Genomic DNA, 18,102 nt, shown 5'->3' with positions numbered 1-18,102 from the left:
CCTCCTATCGGGACTTGGGGTCGAGGGCGCTGCGGACCGCGTCGCCGAGCATGACGAACGCGAGCACGGTCACCGTCACGAAACCGGCCGGGAACAGCAGGATGTGCGGCGCCGCCTGGAAGTAGTCCTTGGCGTCGTTGATCAGCGATCCCCACGACACGACCGGAGAGCGCACACCGATGCCCAAATAGGACAGTGTCGCCTCGGCGCCGATGAACGCGCCGAGCGCGATCGTGCCGTAGACGAGCACCGAGGACAGGGTGTTCGGGAGCAGGTGCCGGAAGATGATCCGGCCCGTGCTGGCGCCGAGCCCTCTCGCCGCCTTCACGTAGTCGAGCTGTTTCGCCTGCAGGGTCGAGGCTCGCATGATGCGCATCGCCACCGGCCACGACAGCGCCGCGATGGACGCGACGACCTGGCTGATCACCCGGAACGCGCCGGGATCGGAGCCGGGCGGGTTGAACGTGGTGAGGATGACGATGGCGCCGAGCACGAACGGGATCGCCGCGAAGATGTCGGCGAACCGGGAGATCACGCTGTCCACGATGCGGCCGTAGAACCCGGCGATGATGCCGAACAGCGAACCGAGGATCACCGTGAGCAGCGCCGCGAACAGGCCGACCAGCAGCGAGGTCCGCGTCCCGTAGATCGTGCGGGCGTAGACGTCGGCGCCCTGGTTGTCGTAGCCGAACCAGGCGTCGCCGGACGGCGCCTCGTTCACGTGGTTCAGGTCGCTGAACGCGGCGTCCCTCGTCGAGAACAGGCTGGGGAACAGCGCGATCAGCACCACCAGGACGATCAGGACGGCCGAGATGATGAAGGTCGGCTTCCGGCGCAGCTCGCGCCACGCGTCGCCCCACAGGCTGCGGGGCTTCTGCGCCTTGTCGCCACCGCTGCCGCCCGCGTGGGCGAGGGCGTCCGCACCGCCGGAATCGGCCTGGATCGCCGTAGAACTCGGGTCAGTCATAACGAATCCTCGGGTCGAGAACGGCGTACAGGAGGTCGACGATCAGGCTGACCAGGAGGTAGACGATGACGAGCAGGACCACGATGCCGGTGACCGTCGCGCCGTCCTTCTCCGAGACGCCCCGGAAGATCAGACCGCCGATGCCGTTGATGTTGAACACGCCTTCGGTGACGATCGCGCCGCCCATCAGGGCGCCGATGTCGGTGCCGAGGAAGGTCAGCACCGGGAGCACCGAGTTGCGCAGCAGGTGGATGCCCACCACGCGGCGCCTCGGCTGCCCCTTGGCGATCGCCGTGCGCACGAAGTCCGAACGGCGGTTCTCCGCGATGTTCGTCTTGGTGAGCCTGGCGATGTAGGCCATCGAAAGCGACCCGAGCACGAAACCGGGGATGATCAGCTCGCCGACCGACGGATCGGCCGAGACGCTCGCGTTGATCAGGCCGAGGCCGTCGCCGCCGAGGACGAGCTGCAGCACGATACCGGTGACGAACACCGGCAGCGCGATCAGGACGAGGGTGACCACGAGGACGAGGTTGTCCAGGAACGGGTTGCCGCGGAGACCCGTGATGATGCCGGCAGTGATGCCGATGATGGCCTCGATGGCTACCGCGATGAGCGCCAGCCGGACCGTGATCGGGTAGGAGTCACCGATCATCTGGCCGATGTTGTTCCCGGAGAACGTCTCGCCGAAGTCACCGGTGAACAGGTTCCCGAGGTACTTGAAGTACTGGACGAAGATGTTGTCGTTGAGGTTGAACTTCGCCGTCATCACGTCGACGAAGGACTGGGGGCAGGCGGTTTGACCGCATTTTCCCGCGAACGGATCACCCGGGAGCGCCCAGACGAGCGCGTAGATCAGGAAGGTGGCCCCGAGGAAGACCGGGATCAGCTGCAGCAGTCGCCGTAGAACATAGCGAACCATGGGTGGGATTTCCTAGTGGTGGGAAGGTTCCGGTTCCCCCGGTCGGGGGGAACCGGAACCATTAGATCAGTGCGCTAACACAGGTGGTTACTAGCCCACTTCAATCGACGGGTAGTCGGGAATGCGCCGGAAGTCGAGTTTGGCGACCTTCAGCTTCTTCGACTTCGCCGCGACGCCCTTCTCGTCCCACACCGGGATCTGCGGCAGGTCCTTGGCGACCTGGTCCTCAGCGGCCTGGTATGCCTTGATCGCCGCGGCCTTGTCGGCCGTGCCGTCGGCCTTCGTGAGCAGCTCGTCGGTGACCGGGCTGGAGTAAGCCGAGTCGTTCGAGCCGGCGTCCGTCTTGTAGATCGGGTTGAGGAAGTCCTCGATCGACGGGTAGTCGGCCGACCAGTCCGACCGGCCCATGCCGGTGAGCTGCTTGCCGGTGACGATGCCGCGGTACTGGCCGAAGTTCGTGGCCGGCACGAAGTCGCACTCGATGCCGAGCGCGTTCTTGATGCTGTTGCACGCCGCGACCAGCGGCTCCTTGCGGCCACCGTCCGCGTTGGAGGTGATGGTCAGCTTGCCGGTGAACCCGGACTGCGCCAGCTCCGCCTTCGCCTTGACCGGGTCGTACTTGCAGGCCTCACCGCAGACACCGGGGCGGTAGCCCTCGATGCCGTGCGAAACCCAGCTGTCGGCCGGGGTGTAGGTGTCGTTCATGACGGTCTGCACGATCTGCTCGCGGTTGATCGCCATCGAGATCGCCCTGCGCAGGTGGATGTTGTTGTACCCGGGCACGTAGTACGGGACGGCGATCGTGCTGATGCCGAGCAGGTGGCCTTCGACCAGGTTGTCGCCGAGCTCGGTCTTGTACTTCCCACCGGTGACGGCCGAGGGCGGCAGCGTCTCCATGAAGTCGAGGCGACCGCTCTTCAGGTCCTGGTACGCGGTTTCCTGGCTCGAGTAGATCTTGATGGTCAGGTCCTTGAACTTGACCTTGTCCTCGCCCTTGTAGTCATCGAAGCGGGTCAGCTTGATGTCCACGTTCGGGGTCCGCGAGACGAACTTCAGCGGCCCGTTGCCGATCGGGTGCTCGGCGAACGCCTTCGGGTCCTTGAAGAACGAGTCGGGCAGCGGCGCGAACGCGTCGTAGCCGACCTTGGTCGGGAACACCGAGAACGGCGCCTTCAGCACGGCCTTGAACTCGTAGTCGTTCACGACCTGCAGGCCGGTCATCTTGTCCGCGGTCGGGGGCTTGCCCTTACCGGGGTTGACCGCGTCGAAGCCCTCGATCTGCTCGAAGAAGGCCGAGTTCAGCTGGCCGTTCTTCGCGTTGGCGGCCCAGTTCCAGGCGTCGACGAAGTTCTTGGCCTTGACCTCGGTCCCGTCGTGGAACTTCCAGTTCTTCTTGAGCTTGATGTCGTAGGTCTTCGCGTCCGACGACTCGATCGACTCGGCCATCGCGTTGGACGGGGTGCCCGTCTGCGAATCGAAGCTCACCAGCTTGGTGAACATCGGCTCGAGCGCCTTCGTGCCGCCGATCTCGTTCGTGTTCGACGGCAACAGGCCGTTCTGGGGTTCGGTGCCGTACACCGTGATGGCAGCGTTGCCCTTGTCACCGCCGCTCCCGCTGTCGCCGCCGCCCCCGCAGGCAGCCAGCAGGCTCACCGATGTCAGCAGCACGGCCGCCGGTACCCAGCGCGATCGCCGCATATTCCCTCCAACTTCCAACTTCGTTCGACCGGGCCGCGCGCAGGAAGCAACGACGGCTTTCCCGGAAGGTGAGAAGAACCTAGCCGTAGTGGCAAGCATTATCACAGGAGTAAACCATTGCGAAAGGATCACGATAGCGAAAGACGCGCTGCTGGAACGGGACTTTAGCAGGTAGCCAAGTCCCCCGAAAGCACCAAGCCGCACATCAGGTTACCGATCGTTTACCGTGCGTCCCTCGATCGGGTTCGTGGGTCGCCAATTCATCACCCGATCAAGGACAGCGCGATGCCGTCGAGGATGTCGTGCTCGCTCACCACGAGCTCGTCCGGACCGCCGCGCCGCGCGAGCTCTTCGGCCAGCACACGAACGATCACCGCGCCCCCGCCGATCACGTCGACCCGGCCGGGGTGGATCACCGGATTCGCCGCGCGCGCCTCGTGATCGACGCTGAGGAGCGCTTCGGACACTCTCGTGATATCCGCGCGCGAAAGGCGGGAAAGGTGTGTCCGTTCGGAGTCGTACTCCGGCAATTCCTGGGCCACCGCGGACAGCGTGGTGACGGTGCCCGCGACGCCGATCAAGGTGCGCGCCTTCCCGACATCGACCGCCTCGAACGCGTCCGCCAGTACTCCGGCGGCGATTTCCGTAGCGGTACCTATCTCTTCCGCGGTCGGCGGATCCGATTTCAACGCGCGCTCGGTGATCCGCACGCAGCCGATGTCGACCGAGCGTGCGGAGATCACTTCGGCGCGTTGCCCGTCCCAGGTGCCGAGCACCAGTTCCGTCGAACCGCCGCCGATGTCGGAGACGAGGAATGGGCCGTCGTCGGGATCGGATTCCCCGACCGCGCCGGTGAACGAAAGCCGCGCCTCCTCGTCACCGGAGATCACTTCCGCTTCGACGCCGAGCACTTCTCTCGTCATCGCGAAGAATTCGTCCCGGTTGGACGCGTCCCTGGTCGCCGAAGTCGCGACCATTCTGACCTTTTCGACGCCTTTGCGACGGGCGGCCACGGTGTAGTCGGCGAGCGCGGCGCGGGTTCGTTCGAGTGCTTCGGGCGCGAGCTTCCCGGTGGCGTCCACGCCCTGGCCGAGCCGGACGATCCGCATTTCGCGGTGCAGGTCGCGCAGATCGACGGTGCCGTCGTGGCGCACCGTCAGTTCGGCGACTAGCAGGCGAATCGAGTTGGTTCCGCAGTCGATGGCGGCGACACGAGGCATGGGGACACCCTAGTCACCGCCATCGCGGTCAGCTCGTGGAAGTTCCCGAGCCCGCCTTACTGCTCGAAGTGCTCCCCGTCGACGGAGTGGTGGTCGGGTTGCACGGCGGCAGGCCCGTCGTCGGAGGCGGTGCTGTCGTGGACGTCGGCGGCGGGCTCGTGGTGCACGTCGGCGTCGTCGTGGTGGGTGTCGTCGGCTTCGTCGGTTTGGTCCCGGTGCTGGTGTTGTGGCTCGGCGGGAGGTTGCCCGAGCCGCCGGGCGTCGTCGTGACCGGGGGCGGCGGCGGGGTGACCGGCGCCGGTGGCGGCGGCACGGCCGGGGGCGGCGGCTGGGTGGCCGCGTCCGGCGCGCCGACCGGGACCTTGCTGTCCGGCAGCGGCGCGACACCCTTGCGGTAGCCCTCGGCCCACATGATCACCGAGTTCACGTAGGCGTCGGAGTTGTTGTAGCGGTAGATCGCGGTGCGCAGGTTGTCCGGGTTCGCCAGGTCGAGGCCGCCGGAGCACAGGTAGCGCGCGGTGCCGAGCGCGGCGTCGAAGATGTTGTTCGGGTTGGTCTCGCCGTCGCCGTTGCCGTCGGAGGCGTAGGCGTACCAGGTGGCGGGGATGAACTGCATCGGGCCGACGGCGCGGTCCCACACCACGTCGCCGTCGTACCGGCCGCCGTCGGTGTCCGGGATCGCGGCGACCGCGCCGAGTCCGTTGAGGACGGGGCCGAGGATCGGTTCGAGGGTGTTGCCCTTCGCGTCGACGTAGCCGCCGCGCGCGTGGTTGGACTCGATGCGGCCGATGCTGGCGATCAGCGCCCAGTCGATGTGGCAGCCCGGTTGCAGCTTGGCCATCATGTCCGCGGCGTTGTGGTACGCCTTGAGCGCGGTGCCGGGGATGCCGAGCGGGCCGCTGGGGAGTTCGTAAGCGGGCAGCGGGATCGGTTTCGGCGCCTGCGGGAGGCTGCCGTCCACCCCGACGAAGGTGATGGCCTTCGGGTCGTAGCCGCCTTCGAGCGCGGCGTCACGGCTGTGTTCGGTGCTCGAGATGTTCACGAAACTGGCGGTGCTGTTGGTGGCGGCCACGGCGGGCAGCACGGCCAGCGCGCCGCCCACCACGGCGACGATCGTGCGATGCCGTGCGCCGACTCTTCGCGCCGCGCCCCCGACCCTGCCCGTCAAAACCCGCATGCGCACAACGCAAGCCCTCCCGTACCGGCCAGCCCAGCGGTGGCACAGTTCCCGCCTTATGGTCATCCACCCGATGTGAAAGCCAGGTATTGAGACTGCCGCAGGACCGGATCGGTTTCATCCCCCACCTGCCGGATCCGCTGGCAGCCCTGTTCGGATTTCACCCGTCTGGCCGCACTATCCGCGCGGAGGCCTTGATCGTTACTCCGGACGGCCGATCTCCACCCTCGCGCGCTACGCGCAGCCGCCCGACGGCCAGCCCAGTTCCCGAAGCCGGACAAGGGTTTCGTCACCGAACGGGTTCACGCCGGGACCGCGCGCGAGCGAATGCGCGACGACCGCGTGGAGGCATTTCACGCGCCCCGGCATTCCGCCCGCGGTCACCTCGTGACCCAGCGAATCGATCGCGTCGCGTTCCGCGAGATACGACTCGTGCGCGCGCCGGTAGGCCGCCGCCAATTCCTCGTCGACGGCGAGGCGTTCGGTCATTTCGCGCATCAGGCCGGACGCTTCGAGCCCGCCGATCATGGACGCGAGATGCGGGCAGGTCAGGTAGTAGAGGGTGGGGAACGGCGTGCCGTCCTCCAGCCGGGGGCTGGTCTGGACCACCGCGGGGTGCCCGCTGGGGCAGCGCGCGGCGATCGCCCGCAGCGCGCGGGGCTGGCGGCCGAGCTGCTCCGCGATCACCGCGCGGTCGGCCTCGGTCACGTCCTCGTACTGCCCGGTGCTGTTCACGGTCCGACAGCCTAAACGGCCGCCGCGCGCCCTGTTCGCGATGCCCCGAAGGTGGCCTTCGGGGCGCTGGATGCCCTGAAGGCCACCTTCGGGGCGTCGGCAAGCGGGGAGGTTAACCGGTGATGCTGTGTTAACCGGTGATGCTGTGCCAGAGGCGTTCGTACCAGGCGCCTTGCGGGGCGGGCTGCTGTCCCTGCTGCGGCGCGGGCGGCTGCGCCTTGTCTTCCGGCAGCTGGACCATGTACGGCGTCTCCCCCGGCATCACGTAGCGCAAGCGCTTGCGGGCCTCGGCCTCGATCTGCGCGGGGTCGCGGAGCTGGTTCTGCCGCGCTTCGAGGTTCGCGACCTCCTGCCGCAGTTCCGCCCGCTTCTGCTCCTGGACGGTCACCTCGGACTTCTGCGTCAGGTACGTCCGCAGCGGCACCGCGATGGTGAACGCCAGCGCGCACACGACGATGGCGACGACGGCGGCACGCCGCGTGTTGGACATCCCGAGCACCTTGGCGGCGCCGGACGCGCGTTTCGCGCTCAGCCCGCGGCGCAGCGTGGTCTTGCCGGTCGTCCCGCGCCGCGCCCGGACGGGCCGCCGCGCGGCCGAGCTCTCGGCTCGGGCGCCGCGGCGGCCCCTGTCCCTGCTTCGCTGTGTCATCGCGTCACCGCCTCACCCCAGTGGCCGGCTCAGGCCTCGGGGGCGAACCTCGGGAACGCGAGGTCACCGGCGTAGCGCGCGGCGTCGGCGAGGGTCTCCTCGATCCGCAGCAGCTGGTTGTACTTGGCCACGCGCTCGCTGCGCGCGGGCGCGCCCGGCTTGATCTGGCCGACGCCGGTGGCGACCGCGAGATCGGCGATCGTGGTGTCCTCGGTCTCGCCGGAGCGGTGGCTCATCATGCTCTTGTAGCCGTAGGAGGTGGCGAGCGAGATCGCGTCGAGCGTCTCGGAGAGGGTGCCGATCTGGTTGAGCTTCACCAGCAGCGCGTTCGCCGCGCGCCGGTTGATGCCCTCTTCGAGCCGGTCCGGGTTGGTCACGAACAGGTCGTCGCCGACGATCTGCACGCGCTCGCCCAGCTCGGCGGTCATCCGCACCCAGCCGTCCCAGTCGTCCTCGGCGAGCGGGTCTTCGATCGAGACGAGCGGGTAGTCGTTCACCAGCTCGGTGTAGTACGCGGTGAGCTGCTCGGCGCTCTTCTTCGAGCCTTCGAAGGTGTACGCGCCGTCGGCGAAGAACTCGCTGGCGGCGACGTCGAGCGCGAGCGCGACATCGCGGCCGGGCACGTAGCCCGCCTTCTCGATCGCGCTCAGGATCAGGTCGAGCGCCTCGCGGTTGTTGCCGAGGTTCGGCGCGAAACCGCCTTCGTCGCCGAGGCCGGTCGCCAGGCCGCGGCCCTTGAGCACGGACTTCAGCGAGTGGTAGACCTCCGCGCCCCAGCGGAGTGCGTCGCGGAAGGAGTCGGCGCCGATCGGCGCGATCATGAACTCCTGGATGTCGACGTTGCTGTCCGCGTGCGAGCCGCCGTTGAGGATGTTCATCATCGGCACCGGCAGGACGTGCGCGTTCGGGCCGCCGAGGTAGCGGAACAGCTCCAGCTCGGCGGAGTCCGCGGCGGCCTTGGCGACCGCGAGCGAAACCCCGAGCAGCGCGTTGGCGCCGAGGCGGGACTTGTCGGGCGTGCCGTCGAGGTCGACCAGCTTCTGGTCGATGATCCGCTGGTCGACGGCCTCGATCCCGGTCAGCTCGGGGCCGATCTCGTCGAGCACCGCGGCGACCGCGCGCTCCACGCCCTTGCCGCCGTAGCGCGCCGGGTCGCCGTCGCGCAGTTCGACGGCCTCGTGCTCACCGGTCGACGCCCCCGACGGGACCGCGGCCCGCGCCAGCGTCCCGTCGTCGAGGGCCACCTCCACTTCCACGGTCGGGTTGCCGCGCGAGTCCAGAATCTCGCGCGCGCCTACCTGCTCGATGACCGCCACGCCTGCTCCTCGTTGGTTGTCCTGCGAAGACGCCGCCCAGCGTAGCCGCAGCGCTGTATCACCCGTTGGAGGCACGCGCGCGGAGGTGGGTGATCCTCCGTCACGATTCGGGGCGGACCTCCTGCCAGCCCGAGGGCAGGTCCACCTGGTCGGACATCTGCTGCCAGAACGTCCAGCTGTTGCCGCCGATGTCGGGCACCGTGAACAGCCTCGCGCCGTACGGTTGGTCCTGCGGCTGCGAAACGTCCTCGAGCAGCGCGCTGATCTTCTCGTACTGGGCGTCCACATCGTCGACGTAGACGATGTTCAGCTGGCCGACCGGCCCGTCGACGCCCTTCGCTTCCCAGTACTCGGACCCGACCCCGGCGAGCTGGATCTCGGCGTCGCCCGCCAGTACGGTCGCCTGGAACACGACACCCGCCGAGTCCACGTACCGGACCTTCTCGGTGAAGCCGAACACGCGGACCAGCCACTCCAGCGCCTCGGTCGCGTCGGCGTAGTAGAGGTACGGCGCGAGACCGACGTACCTCGGTTCCACTTGCTCAGTACTCACGGCTCCTCCGCTGGGGCAAACACGTCGTCGGTGCTCATGGCGAGCAAGTGCATCACGCCGGGTTCCGGCGCCGGTACCGCACCCCGGGATAAGGGGTCGTGAAGGTCGAGAAAGTCGGTCTCGCGGAGTACCGTCGAAAGGACCATGGCTGACGAGGATCCGACAGGCAATCATGCCAGCGAGGCCCGGTTCCAGGCGTTCCGTCAAGCTGAGGCGCTACTCAAGGCGCGCCCGCTCGACGCGTTGAAGGCCCTGAAACCGGTACTCGACGCGGAACCCGACAAGCCGAGCGTGCAGTTGCTCGCCGGGCGCGCGTACTTCAAGTCGGCGCAGCTGCACCGCGCGGAGCGCGCGCTGACCAGGGTGATCGAACTCGACCCTTCCGACCACTACGCCCGCTTCGTGCTGGGCAGGACGCTGCAGCGGCTGGGCCGGTTCGTCGAAGCGCTCGCCCAGCTCAAGATGGCCTCGGCGATGAACCCGGCACCCGCGTACCAGGACGCGCTGGGCGAGGTCACCGCCCGCATCGCCCTGCAGGACTGATCCTTCCCCACGCACGGCCTTCCGTCCGGCGCGGCAGCGGCGGGCTCGCGGGTGCCCCGAAAGATGCTCCTATAGAGGGGGCGGGTCGTGTAACTCGCCGGAGGCTCCACTTGGGCGGTCTGTGTCAGGATCTCGGCCCTCGTGGCGGGCTGCCGCCCTGTGCGACCGCCCCGAAGGTGGCCTTCGGGGCGGTAGACGCCACGAATTCGACCCTCGCACCGCATTCCCGCCGCCCGCTCCACCCCGCGGCGGGCCGTCGGGGCAGGCACAGCCTCATCCGCGCGTGAGCGAGGGCCGAGAAAGTGGCGCTAGGGTCCCCGAAGGTGGCCTTCGGGGACCTCCGCCGCCGATCATCGTGCCGCGCACCCGACACCACTGTGGCCTTCGGGGACAGGGGAGAAGCGCGCGGTCAGGCCGATTCTTCCGGGGTCCGCTGTTGCTCCGGCTCCGGCCGTTCGATGCGCTCCTCGGATTCCTTCAACACTTCGCGCGCCTGGTCGCGTGGCGCGTCGCTGTCGGCGTGTTCCTCTTCCGGCAGCAGGTGGGCGCGGGTCTCGGCGCGCTTCTCGAGGTCACCCATGCCCTCGGCGTACCCGCGCCGGGCCGCGGCGAATCACTTGCGCGCGGCCGCCCGCAGGTGTGCGCGTTCGCCCTGCTTTCCGAACAGCACGAGCAGTTCCACGGGATTCTCGGTGGCGCTGCCGAACCAGTGCGGGGTCCTGGTGTCGAACTCGGCGGCCTCGCCCGGCCCCATCAGCACGTCCGCCTCGCCGAGCATGAGCCGCAGGCGCCCGCTCAGCACGTAGAGCCATTCGTACCCTTCGTGCGTCGCCAGCTTCTCGGGCAGCGCGCGCGTCGGGACGATCAGCTTGAACGCCTGCGGCTGCCCCGGCTGACGGCTCAGCGGGAGCGCCAGCATGTCGCCGATCTTGCGTGACTCGGAACGGATCCTCGGGTCGCCGACGGGTGGCGCGCCGACGAGGTCGTCGAGCGGGACCTGGTACGCGGTGGCGAGGTTCAGCAGCAGTTCGAGCGTCGCCTTGCGCTGCCCCGATTCGAGGCGCGACAACGTGCTCACCGAGATCCCGGTGCGCTCGGACAACGCGGACAGCGTGGTGCCGCGGTCTTTCCGCAGCCCCTTGAGCCGCGGCCCGACCCCGTCCAGCACCCGATCGACGTCGGTCACGGCCGCAGGCTCGCGTCCGCGTACGCCTGGGCGCCGCTGTACACGTCCTGCGCGTAGGGCACCGACTGGTTGTAGACGAGCACGGCGTTCCACCAGCCGTCCGGGGTGGTGAGGTCGCCGCCCGTCGAGCACAGGTAGCGCGCCGCGGTGAGCGAGGCGTCGTCGACGTTCTGCGGGTCGGCCGGCTTGCCGTCGCCGCTGGCGCGGACCGCCCACTTGCCCCAGGTGACCGGCAGGAACTGCAGCGGCCCGACGGCGCGGTCCCATTCGGTGTCGCCGTCGAGCGAGCCGTGGTCGGTGTCCTTGATCGCCTTGACCCCCGGCGCGCCGTTGAGCTGCGGGCCGATGATCGGCTTCGTCACGCGCCCGTCGGGGCCGACCTCCGCGCCCGCGAAGTGGCCGTGCGCGGATTCGACGCGGCCGATGCCCGCGATCGTGCCCCACGAGATCTTGCACCGGGGCGCTTCGGTCCGCATCCACATCTCGGCTCGGCCGTACGCGGCGAGCGTGCGGTGCGAGATCTGGGTGGTCTTGGCAACCTTCTTCGACCACTCGTCGAGCGCCGCTTCGTCCGAGGCCTTGGGCCTGTCGACGGGTGCGGCCAGCGCGACGCGGGGCGCGACGGCGCCTTTCGGCGGCTTCAGCTCGGGGACCGGCAACGCGGGCGGCGGGGGCGGCGGCCCGTCGTCCGCGGCGTCCTCGCCCCGGTCGATTCCGACGGTGAAGATCAGGATCAAGGCGGTCACGATCAGCCCGCCGGTGAGCATGAGCCTGCCGACGTAGGGGGGCCGCGGCGGGAGGTGTCCCGGGGGCAGGGCCGGTGGTGCCGGATCGGTGTCCACTGGGGCGGGTTCGGCCACCGACCCAGGTTACTGGTGCCGGGTGCCGCGCCGCACACAATTCGTTATCGACCCGTCAGCAGGGCCGCTGACCTGCGGTTACCCTAACCTAACCGGCCCGATATGCCCGTATTCTCCGGGGCGGCCACCGGGAGTGATTGGACTTTCAGGTGAGCCTTACCTAAAACCAACAGGTCGAATTCCGGTGAACTTGGAGGCGTCCGGTGCTCTTGTCGAGCGCGCTCATCGGCCTGCGTGAAGGCCTGGAAGCGGCCCTCGTGGTCAGCATCCTGGTCGCTTTCCTGGTCAAGACCGAACGCAGGCACGCGTTGCGGTGGGTGTGGCCAGGGATCGGGGCCGCGGTGGTGCTGTCGGTCGCGGTCGGCGCGATCCTCACCTACACCACCGCGCAGCTCAGCTTCGAACACCAGGAACTGCTCGGCGGCGGGCTGTCGATCATCGCGGTCGCCTTCGTCACGGTGATGATCTTCTGGATGCGCAAGGCGTCCAGGACGATCGCCGCGGAACTGCGCGGCAAGATGGACGAGGCGATCACCGTCGGCCCGCTCGCGGTGCTGTTGCTGTCTTTCCTCGCCGTCGGCCGCGAGGGCCTCGAAACCGCGGTGTTCTTCTATTCGACCGTCCAGACCGCGCAGCAGGGCACCACCGAGCCGCTGATCGGGTTCGCGGCAGGCATTCTCGTCGCGGTCGCGCTGGCGTACCTGCTCTACCGCGGCGCGGTCCGGTTCGACCTCGGCAAGTTCTTCAAGATCACCGGCGTGCTGCTGGTGTTCGTCGCCGCGGGCGTGCTCGGCTACGGCCTGCACGATCTGCAGGAGGCCGCGTTCCTGCCCGGCCTGACCACGCTCGCCTTCGACGCGTCGAACACGATCCCGGAGACGAGCTGGTACGGCGTGCTGCTCAAGGGGATCTTCAACTATTCGCAGCAGACGACGGTGCTGCAGGCGGTCGCCTGGGTCGCCTACGTGGCGATCGTGCTGCCGCTTTTCTTGCGTCCCACCAGGAAACCCGCCCCGGCGCCCGCCGTGGCGAGCACGAAGGAGTAAGCGCGTGTCCCGAATTCCCCTTGTCCTCGCCGGTGTCGGGCTCCTCGCCGCCGTCGCCGCCTGCGACGGGCAGAAGCAGGACACCGCGGGCGCGGCGGGCGGGCCGATCGCGGTCGAAGCCGCCGACGACGCGTGCAAGGTCTCCGCGACCACCGCGAACGCGGGCACGGTGACCTTCGAGATCGCCAACAAGGGCACCAAGGTCACCGAGTTCTACCTCTACGCCGAGGGCGACCGGATCATGGGCGAGGTGGAGAACATCGCGCCGGGGCTGAACCGCAGGCTCATCGTCGAGGTGCCCGAAGCGGGCAAGTACCAGACGGCCTGCAAGCCCGGCATGGTCGGCACCGGCATCCGCGGCGACTTCGCGGTCACCGGCGGCGCGCAGCGTCAGTCGGACGCGAACGCGAAGCTCGCCGAGGCGACGAAGGGCTACGCGGCCTACATCGCCAACCAGACCACCGCGCTGGTGGAGCAGACGCAGAAGTTCGTGGACGCGGTGAAGGCGCGCAACGTCGACGACGCGAAGAGCCGCTACGCGAACACCCGCGTGTACTACGAGCGGATCGAGCCGGTGGCCGAGAAGTTCGGCGACCTCGACCCGCAGATCGACGCGCGCGAGGCCGATGTGGAGTCGGGCCAGCGGTTCACCGGGTTCCACCGGCTGGAGAAGGACCTGTGGGTCTCCGGTCTGCAGTCCGACAGCGGGCAGATCGCGGACAAGCTGATGACCGACGTGCGCACGCTCGTCGAGAAGTCGAAGACGTTGCAACTGTCCGCTGTGGACCTGGCGAACGGCGCGAAGGGCCTGCTCGACGAGGTCGCGACGCGGAAGATCACCGGCGAAGAAGAGACCTTCTCGCACACCGACCTCTCCGATTTCCAGGCCAATGTGGACGGTTCGAAGGCGGCCATCGCGGCGCTTCGTCCCGTGGTGCAGGAACGCGACCCGGCCCTGCTGACCACTTTGGACAAGGAGTTCGCGAACGTGGACGGGCTGCTGGCCAAGCAGCGCCAGGGAGACGTGTTCAAGCTCTACACCGCGCTTTCCCAGGAGCAGATCAAGGAATTCGCCTCGGCGGTCGATTCGCTCGGCGAGCCGTTGAGCAAGGTGGCGGAGGTCGTTTCGAAATGACGGTTTCGCGGCGTCGTGTGCTCGGTATGACCGGAGCGGGTGTCGCGCTCGCCGGCGCGGGAGTGGCGGCGGGGGTGGGGATCGACCGGTTCGGGCAGGACGCGCCCGCGCGCGCGGCGACCGATCTCGTCGGCTTCCACGGCGAGCACCAGGCCGGCATCGTCACGCCGACGCAGGAGAACTTGCACTTCGCCGCGCTCGACGTGACCACAAAGGACAGAGCGAAACTGGTGAAGCTGCTGCGCACCTGGACCGACGCGGCGCGGCGGATGACCGCGGGCCAGGAGGTGACACCGGGTGGCGCGGTCAGCGGTGCCGCGGCGGCCCCGCCCGGTGACACCGGGGAGGCGCTCGACCTTCCCGCGTCCTCGTTGACGTTGACGATCGGGTTCGGGCCGAGCCTGTTCGACGGCCGGTTCGGCCTGGCGGGCAAGCGGCCCGCGGCGCTCGTGGACCTGCCCGTGTTCCCCAAGGACAAGCTCGACCCGGCGCGCAGCGGCGGTGATCTGTGCATCCAGGCGTGCGCGAACGATCCCCAGGTCGCCGTGCACGCGGTGCGGAACCTGGTGCGGCTCGGCTTCGGCGTGACCGAGGTCCGCTGGTCACAGCTCGGTTTCGGGCGCAGTTCGTCGACCTCGCGGACACAGGTGACGCCGCGGAACCTGTTCGGGTTCAAGGACGGCACCAACAACGTCAAGGCGGAGGACGACGGGCTGCTGCGCGATCAGGTGTGGGCGAGGGCCGAGGACGGGCAGCCGTGGATGGCGGGCGGCTCGTACCTGGTGGCGCGGCGGATCCGGATGCACATCGAGACCTGGGACCGCGAAACCCTGCAGGGCCAGGAGCAGATCATCGGCCGCACCAAGGGCACCGGCGCGCCGCTCGGGCAGGCGAAGGAGTTCGACCAGGTGGACCTGCACGTGCGCGGTGAAGGCGGGGTGCCGACGGTCGCCGAGGACGCGCACATCCGCCTCGCGTCGTCGGAAACGTTGAACGGGGCCAAGATCCTGCGCCGCGGCTACAACTTCGTCGACGGTTCCGACGGGGTCGGGCACCTGGAGGCGGGGCTGTTCTTCATCGCGTTCAACCGCGATCCGCGCAAGCAGTTCATCCCGATGCAGAACGCGCTGTCCTCGAAGGACGCGATGATGGAGTACGTGCAGCACACCGGTTCGGCGATCTTCGCGGTGCCGCCCGGCGTGCGCGAGGGCGGTTACTGGGGCGACGGGCTGTTCTGAGTTCACGTACTGGACGTCGTTGACCGGGTACCGCGCGTGTCGCATGGTCATCCGCATGACTGCTGCTGTCGCGCATCCCCGGTTCGGCGTCTGGACGGTCGTGTACGGCTCGTGGGGCCCGTTCGACCATCCCGAAGATCCCGTCGACGCGTCGTGGGCCCGCAATCGCGAGCTGGTCGTGGCGGCGGACCGGCTCGGTTTCGACTCGACGCTGATCGCGCAGCACCTCGTGAACCCGTTCGGGGACGAGCTGGACCAGCTGGAAACCTGGACCTCGGCGGCGGCGCTCGCGGCGCTGACCGAGAAGATCGAGATCATCGCCGCGATCAAGCCGTACCTGGTGCACCCGGTGGTGCTGGCGAAGCAGGCGCTGCAGATCGAGGAGATCAGCGGTGGCCGGTTCGGGTTGAATCTGGTCAATGCCTGGTATCGCCCCGAACTGGAGCGCGCGGGTATCGCGTTCGCCGAGCACGACGAGCGGTACGCCTACGGTCGTGAGTGGATCAGCGTGGTGCGCTCGCTGCTCAACGGCGAGCGGACTTCTTTACAGGGCAAGTACTTCCAGGTTTCGGACTACCAGCTCCGCCCGATCGACGCGCACCGGCAGCGGCCGACGATCTACGTCGGCGGCGAGTCCGATCCGGCCCGCGCGCTCGTCGCGGACAAGGCGGACGTGTGGTTCATCAACGGCCAGCCGCGCGACGAGGTGAGCAGGCTGATTTCCGACGTGGCGGCGCGGCCCCGCGACGGCGCACCAGTCCGCTTTGGACTGTCCGCTTTCCCCGTGGCGCGGGAAACCGACGAGGCTGCGGAGGCCGAACTGGCTTCGCTGTGGGAACTCGCCGAAGCCGGAAAAGCGCGCTGGGAACGCCTGGTCGCCGACGCGGACCCGAAGGCGGTGATGTTCCAGACCTTCGCGAAGTACCCGCACATCGGCACGAACGGCGGCACCGCCGCGGGCCTGGTCGGCAGCTACGACACGGTGGCGCGGCGGATCAGGGACTGGGCGGACCTCGGCATCGAAACGTTCATGCTGCAGTTCCAGCCCTTCGAACGGGAAATGCGCCGGTTCGCCGAAGAAGTGATCCCGCGCGTGCGCGCCCTCTCCCCGGCCCGCCCTTTCTGACACCCCACCGCGGTACCGTGGGCTCATCGGGGGCACCTCTTCGTCCCCGAAGGTGGCCTTCGGGGCGTCTAGCGCCACTTTCTCGGCCCTCGCTCCCGTGCGGGCAGGGCTGTGCATGCCCCGAAGGTGACGTTCGGGGCGCTGGATGCCCTGAACGTCACCTTCGGGGCATGGGACGGAGCCCGCTGAAGATCATGGTGCCGCGCGGATACGATCCGAGGATGGCAGTCCCTGTCTTCGAGGTGACCGACGATTCCGGTTTCCTCGGCCTCATCGACCCGGACGCGTACCTGCCGTTCGTGGGTGAGGACTGGACGTTGGAGCAGTTGTTCGCCCGCTTCCGCACCGAAATGGGCAAGCGCGCGCTGCTCTTGTGGGGAACGGGCGCCGAAGGAACGTGGCGCGTGGAAGTCGCCACCGGCGCGCGGCCGCCGGGATTCCGCAGCACGGCGGGTCCGATCCGGGTCACCGGCGGGCGGCTGCTGCTGGTCAACTACGAGACCCTGACGATGGCCGCCCAGTTCGCCGACGTATCGCTCCCCGAGCCGCATCTGGCGGATCTACTGCTCACCGTGCCGAACGGTGACTACGCGTGCGAGATCACCCAGGTCCACGATCCCGAGGCCGAGTACGCCTCCGATGGCGCGGACTTCGTCGTGGCACTGACCGCGGGCGTGACACCGGCTCCCTGGTCAGCTCCGGCCTGGTTCCAGCAAACGTGGTGAAACCCGGAGCGGCCGGTTACTTGGTGGCGAGGGCGACGGTGGCCACGAGGGCGGATCCGACCCCGGCCATGGCGCTGACCGCGGCGGCCGCGTTCGCCGTGTTGCTCCAGAACTTCGAGAACAGTTCACCCCAGCGGCTCGCCCGAACCGCCATTTTGACCTTCTGCCATTTGTGCTCCCGTAACGAGCAGCCGAGTAGCAGCCCGTTCGAGTTCCGGCGGCACCCGAGCCCCTCGCGAGTGGTCGCCATGCACCAGGTCGGCACCGCGAAAAGCATGTACAGCACGGTGCACGAGGATGCGATCAGGATGAACGCGGCGCTCATGTTCCCCGAAGCCCATCCATACACCAGTATCGGCACCAGCAGATAGCCGAGGTAGCGGCCGAGGAAACCGGATGATTTCTTTCGTTTTCTCCCCATACGATCTCATCGTAGGACAGAACCGAAAAGGGTAAAGAGCCTGAATGAGTGCCGGGGAAGAACGAAATACCCACCGCGAGCAGAAGCACACCATTGCAATTAACGCCACGGGGTGGGGCAGGGGCACTCACATGGCGCACCCGGGCGCGAGCCCCGTTCAGGGCTTCCCGTCGTGCGCGGAGCGGGCCGCGAGGATTCGCGGCGCGTTGACGCGGGACCAGTCCGCGATCCGGGTGGTGAGCACGCTGGCTTCGGCACCGAGGTCGGTGAGGGCGTACTCGACCCGAGGCGGAATTGTCGGGTAGACGGTGCGGCTGAGGAGGCCGTCGCGTTCGAGGTTGCGCAGCGCCTGGGTGAGCGACTTCTGGGTCACGCCGTCGATGCGCCGCCGTAGCTCGGTGAACCGGAGGGGCCGGGGGCTGCCGTCGAGGATGCCGAGGACGTACAGCACCCACTTGTTCGCCAGTACGTCGACGACCGTTCGCGAGGGGCACTCCTTGGCGTAGAAGCGTCCGGCGTCGTCAGAGTCGGTATCCACGAGGTACCTATATATCCGATAGGTGCCTACTTCACAAACGACACCAA

20 protein-coding genes are annotated in these 18,102 nt (G+C 68.3%); 6 read left to right on the top strand and 14 right to left on the bottom strand.

Going from position 1 to position 18,102, the window contains the following annotated elements:
- Positions 1 to 4: 4 nt before the first annotated feature.
- From HUW46_RS27535 to HUW46_RS27495, 9 genes are all read right to left on the bottom strand, one after another.
- Positions 5 to 967 (bottom strand): ABC transporter permease, encoded by a 963-nt coding sequence (locus HUW46_RS27535; protein WP_215541698.1) that lies wholly within the window; start codon positions 965 to 967, stop codon positions 5 to 7.
- Positions 960 to 1,889 carry an ABC transporter permease gene (locus HUW46_RS27530; RefSeq protein ID WP_215541697.1) on the bottom strand — a complete coding sequence of 310 codons (930 nt, stop codon included), beginning with the start codon at positions 1,887 to 1,889 and terminating at the stop codon, positions 960 to 962. Before HUW46_RS27530 ends, HUW46_RS27535 begins: the two co-directional genes overlap by 8 nt.
- A gap of 90 nt (positions 1,890 to 1,979) precedes the next feature.
- Positions 1,980 to 3,587, bottom strand: a complete 1,608-nt coding sequence (locus tag HUW46_RS27525) for a peptide ABC transporter substrate-binding protein (protein WP_215541696.1) — start codon at positions 3,585 to 3,587, stop codon at positions 1,980 to 1,982.
- A gap of 263 nt (positions 3,588 to 3,850) precedes the next feature.
- Positions 3,851 to 4,807, bottom strand: coding sequence for a Ppx/GppA phosphatase family protein (locus HUW46_RS27520; protein WP_215541695.1), 957 nt, complete (start codon positions 4,805 to 4,807; stop codon positions 3,851 to 3,853).
- Positions 4,808 to 4,835: 28 nt separating this feature from the next.
- Complete coding sequence (locus HUW46_RS27515) at positions 4,836 to 5,984, bottom strand: lytic transglycosylase domain-containing protein (protein WP_215541694.1); 1,149 nt, start codon at positions 5,982 to 5,984, stop codon at positions 4,836 to 4,838.
- A gap of 234 nt (positions 5,985 to 6,218) precedes the next feature.
- On the bottom strand, positions 6,219 to 6,719 hold the full coding sequence (locus HUW46_RS27510) for a DUF501 domain-containing protein (protein ID WP_215541693.1): 501 nt from the start codon (positions 6,717 to 6,719) through the stop codon (positions 6,219 to 6,221).
- Positions 6,720 to 6,849: 130 nt separating this feature from the next.
- Positions 6,850 to 7,368 (bottom strand): FtsB family cell division protein, encoded by a 519-nt coding sequence (locus HUW46_RS27505; RefSeq protein WP_215541692.1) that lies wholly within the window; start codon positions 7,366 to 7,368, stop codon positions 6,850 to 6,852.
- Positions 7,369 to 7,397: 29 nt separating this feature from the next.
- The gene (eno, locus tag HUW46_RS27500) at positions 7,398 to 8,684 is read right to left on the bottom strand and encodes a phosphopyruvate hydratase (protein WP_215541691.1); all 1,287 of its coding nucleotides are present in this window, start codon (positions 8,682 to 8,684) and stop codon (positions 7,398 to 7,400) included.
- A gap of 100 nt (positions 8,685 to 8,784) precedes the next feature.
- Entirely contained in the window at positions 8,785 to 9,237 is a 453-nt protein-coding gene (locus tag HUW46_RS27495) for a VOC family protein (RefSeq protein WP_215541690.1), read from the bottom strand.
- Between the two features lie 144 nt (positions 9,238 to 9,381).
- On the opposite strand from HUW46_RS27495, the gene HUW46_RS27490 reads away from it, so the two are divergent.
- Complete coding sequence (locus HUW46_RS27490; protein ID WP_215541689.1) at positions 9,382 to 9,780, top strand: tetratricopeptide repeat protein; 399 nt, start codon at positions 9,382 to 9,384, stop codon at positions 9,778 to 9,780.
- Positions 9,781 to 10,189: 409 nt separating this feature from the next.
- On the opposite strand, the gene HUW46_RS27485 is transcribed toward HUW46_RS27490, so the two are convergent.
- From HUW46_RS27485 to HUW46_RS27475, 3 genes are read right to left on the bottom strand one after another with little or no spacing between them, the layout of a single operon-like run.
- A complete protein-coding gene (locus tag HUW46_RS27485; RefSeq protein WP_215541688.1) occupies positions 10,190 to 10,360 on the bottom strand; it encodes a hypothetical protein in 171 nt (56 codons plus the stop codon).
- Positions 10,361 to 10,393: 33 nt separating this feature from the next.
- Positions 10,394 to 10,966 (bottom strand): helix-turn-helix domain-containing protein, encoded by a 573-nt coding sequence (locus HUW46_RS27480; protein WP_215541687.1) that lies wholly within the window; start codon positions 10,964 to 10,966, stop codon positions 10,394 to 10,396.
- On the bottom strand, positions 10,963 to 11,826 hold the full coding sequence (locus HUW46_RS27475; RefSeq protein WP_331477144.1) for a murein transglycosylase: 864 nt from the start codon (positions 11,824 to 11,826) through the stop codon (positions 10,963 to 10,965). The genes HUW46_RS27480 and HUW46_RS27475 overlap by 4 nt, the downstream gene beginning before the upstream one ends.
- A gap of 203 nt (positions 11,827 to 12,029) precedes the next feature.
- On the opposite strand from HUW46_RS27475, the gene efeU reads away from it, so the two are divergent.
- From efeU to HUW46_RS27450, 5 genes are all read left to right on the top strand, one after another.
- Entirely contained in the window at positions 12,030 to 12,872 is an 843-nt protein-coding gene (gene efeU / locus HUW46_RS27470; RefSeq protein ID WP_215541686.1) for an iron uptake transporter permease EfeU, read from the top strand.
- A gap of 4 nt (positions 12,873 to 12,876) precedes the next feature.
- Entirely contained in the window at positions 12,877 to 14,007 is a 1,131-nt protein-coding gene (gene efeO, locus HUW46_RS27465; RefSeq protein ID WP_215541685.1) for an iron uptake system protein EfeO, read from the top strand.
- The gene (efeB, locus tag HUW46_RS27460; protein ID WP_215541684.1) at positions 14,004 to 15,245 is read left to right on the top strand and encodes an iron uptake transporter deferrochelatase/peroxidase subunit; all 1,242 of its coding nucleotides are present in this window, start codon (positions 14,004 to 14,006) and stop codon (positions 15,243 to 15,245) included. The genes efeO and efeB overlap by 4 nt, the downstream gene beginning before the upstream one ends.
- Before the next feature lie 55 nt (positions 15,246 to 15,300).
- The gene (locus tag HUW46_RS27455; protein WP_215541683.1) at positions 15,301 to 16,371 is read left to right on the top strand and encodes an LLM class flavin-dependent oxidoreductase; all 1,071 of its coding nucleotides are present in this window, start codon (positions 15,301 to 15,303) and stop codon (positions 16,369 to 16,371) included.
- Between the two features lie 221 nt (positions 16,372 to 16,592).
- A complete protein-coding gene (locus tag HUW46_RS27450) occupies positions 16,593 to 17,096 on the top strand; it encodes a hypothetical protein (RefSeq protein ID WP_215541682.1) in 504 nt (167 codons plus the stop codon).
- Positions 17,097 to 17,112: 16 nt separating this feature from the next.
- On the opposite strand, the gene HUW46_RS27445 is transcribed toward HUW46_RS27450, so the two are convergent.
- Complete coding sequence (locus HUW46_RS27445; protein WP_254124947.1) at positions 17,113 to 17,517, bottom strand: hypothetical protein; 405 nt, start codon at positions 17,515 to 17,517, stop codon at positions 17,113 to 17,115.
- Between the two features lie 157 nt (positions 17,518 to 17,674).
- Positions 17,675 to 18,055 (bottom strand): winged helix-turn-helix transcriptional regulator, encoded by a 381-nt coding sequence (locus tag HUW46_RS27440; RefSeq protein WP_215541681.1) that lies wholly within the window; start codon positions 18,053 to 18,055, stop codon positions 17,675 to 17,677.
- Between the last annotated feature and the right edge of the window lie 47 nt (positions 18,056 to 18,102).

Origin of the sequence: Amycolatopsis sp. CA-230715 (genome assembly GCF_018736145.1) — a bacterium.
Classification (GTDB): domain Bacteria; phylum Actinomycetota; class Actinomycetes; order Mycobacteriales; family Pseudonocardiaceae; genus Amycolatopsis.
Note: the sequence above shows the minus strand (reverse complement) of the source record. Positions and strands in the feature narration are given on the sequence as shown.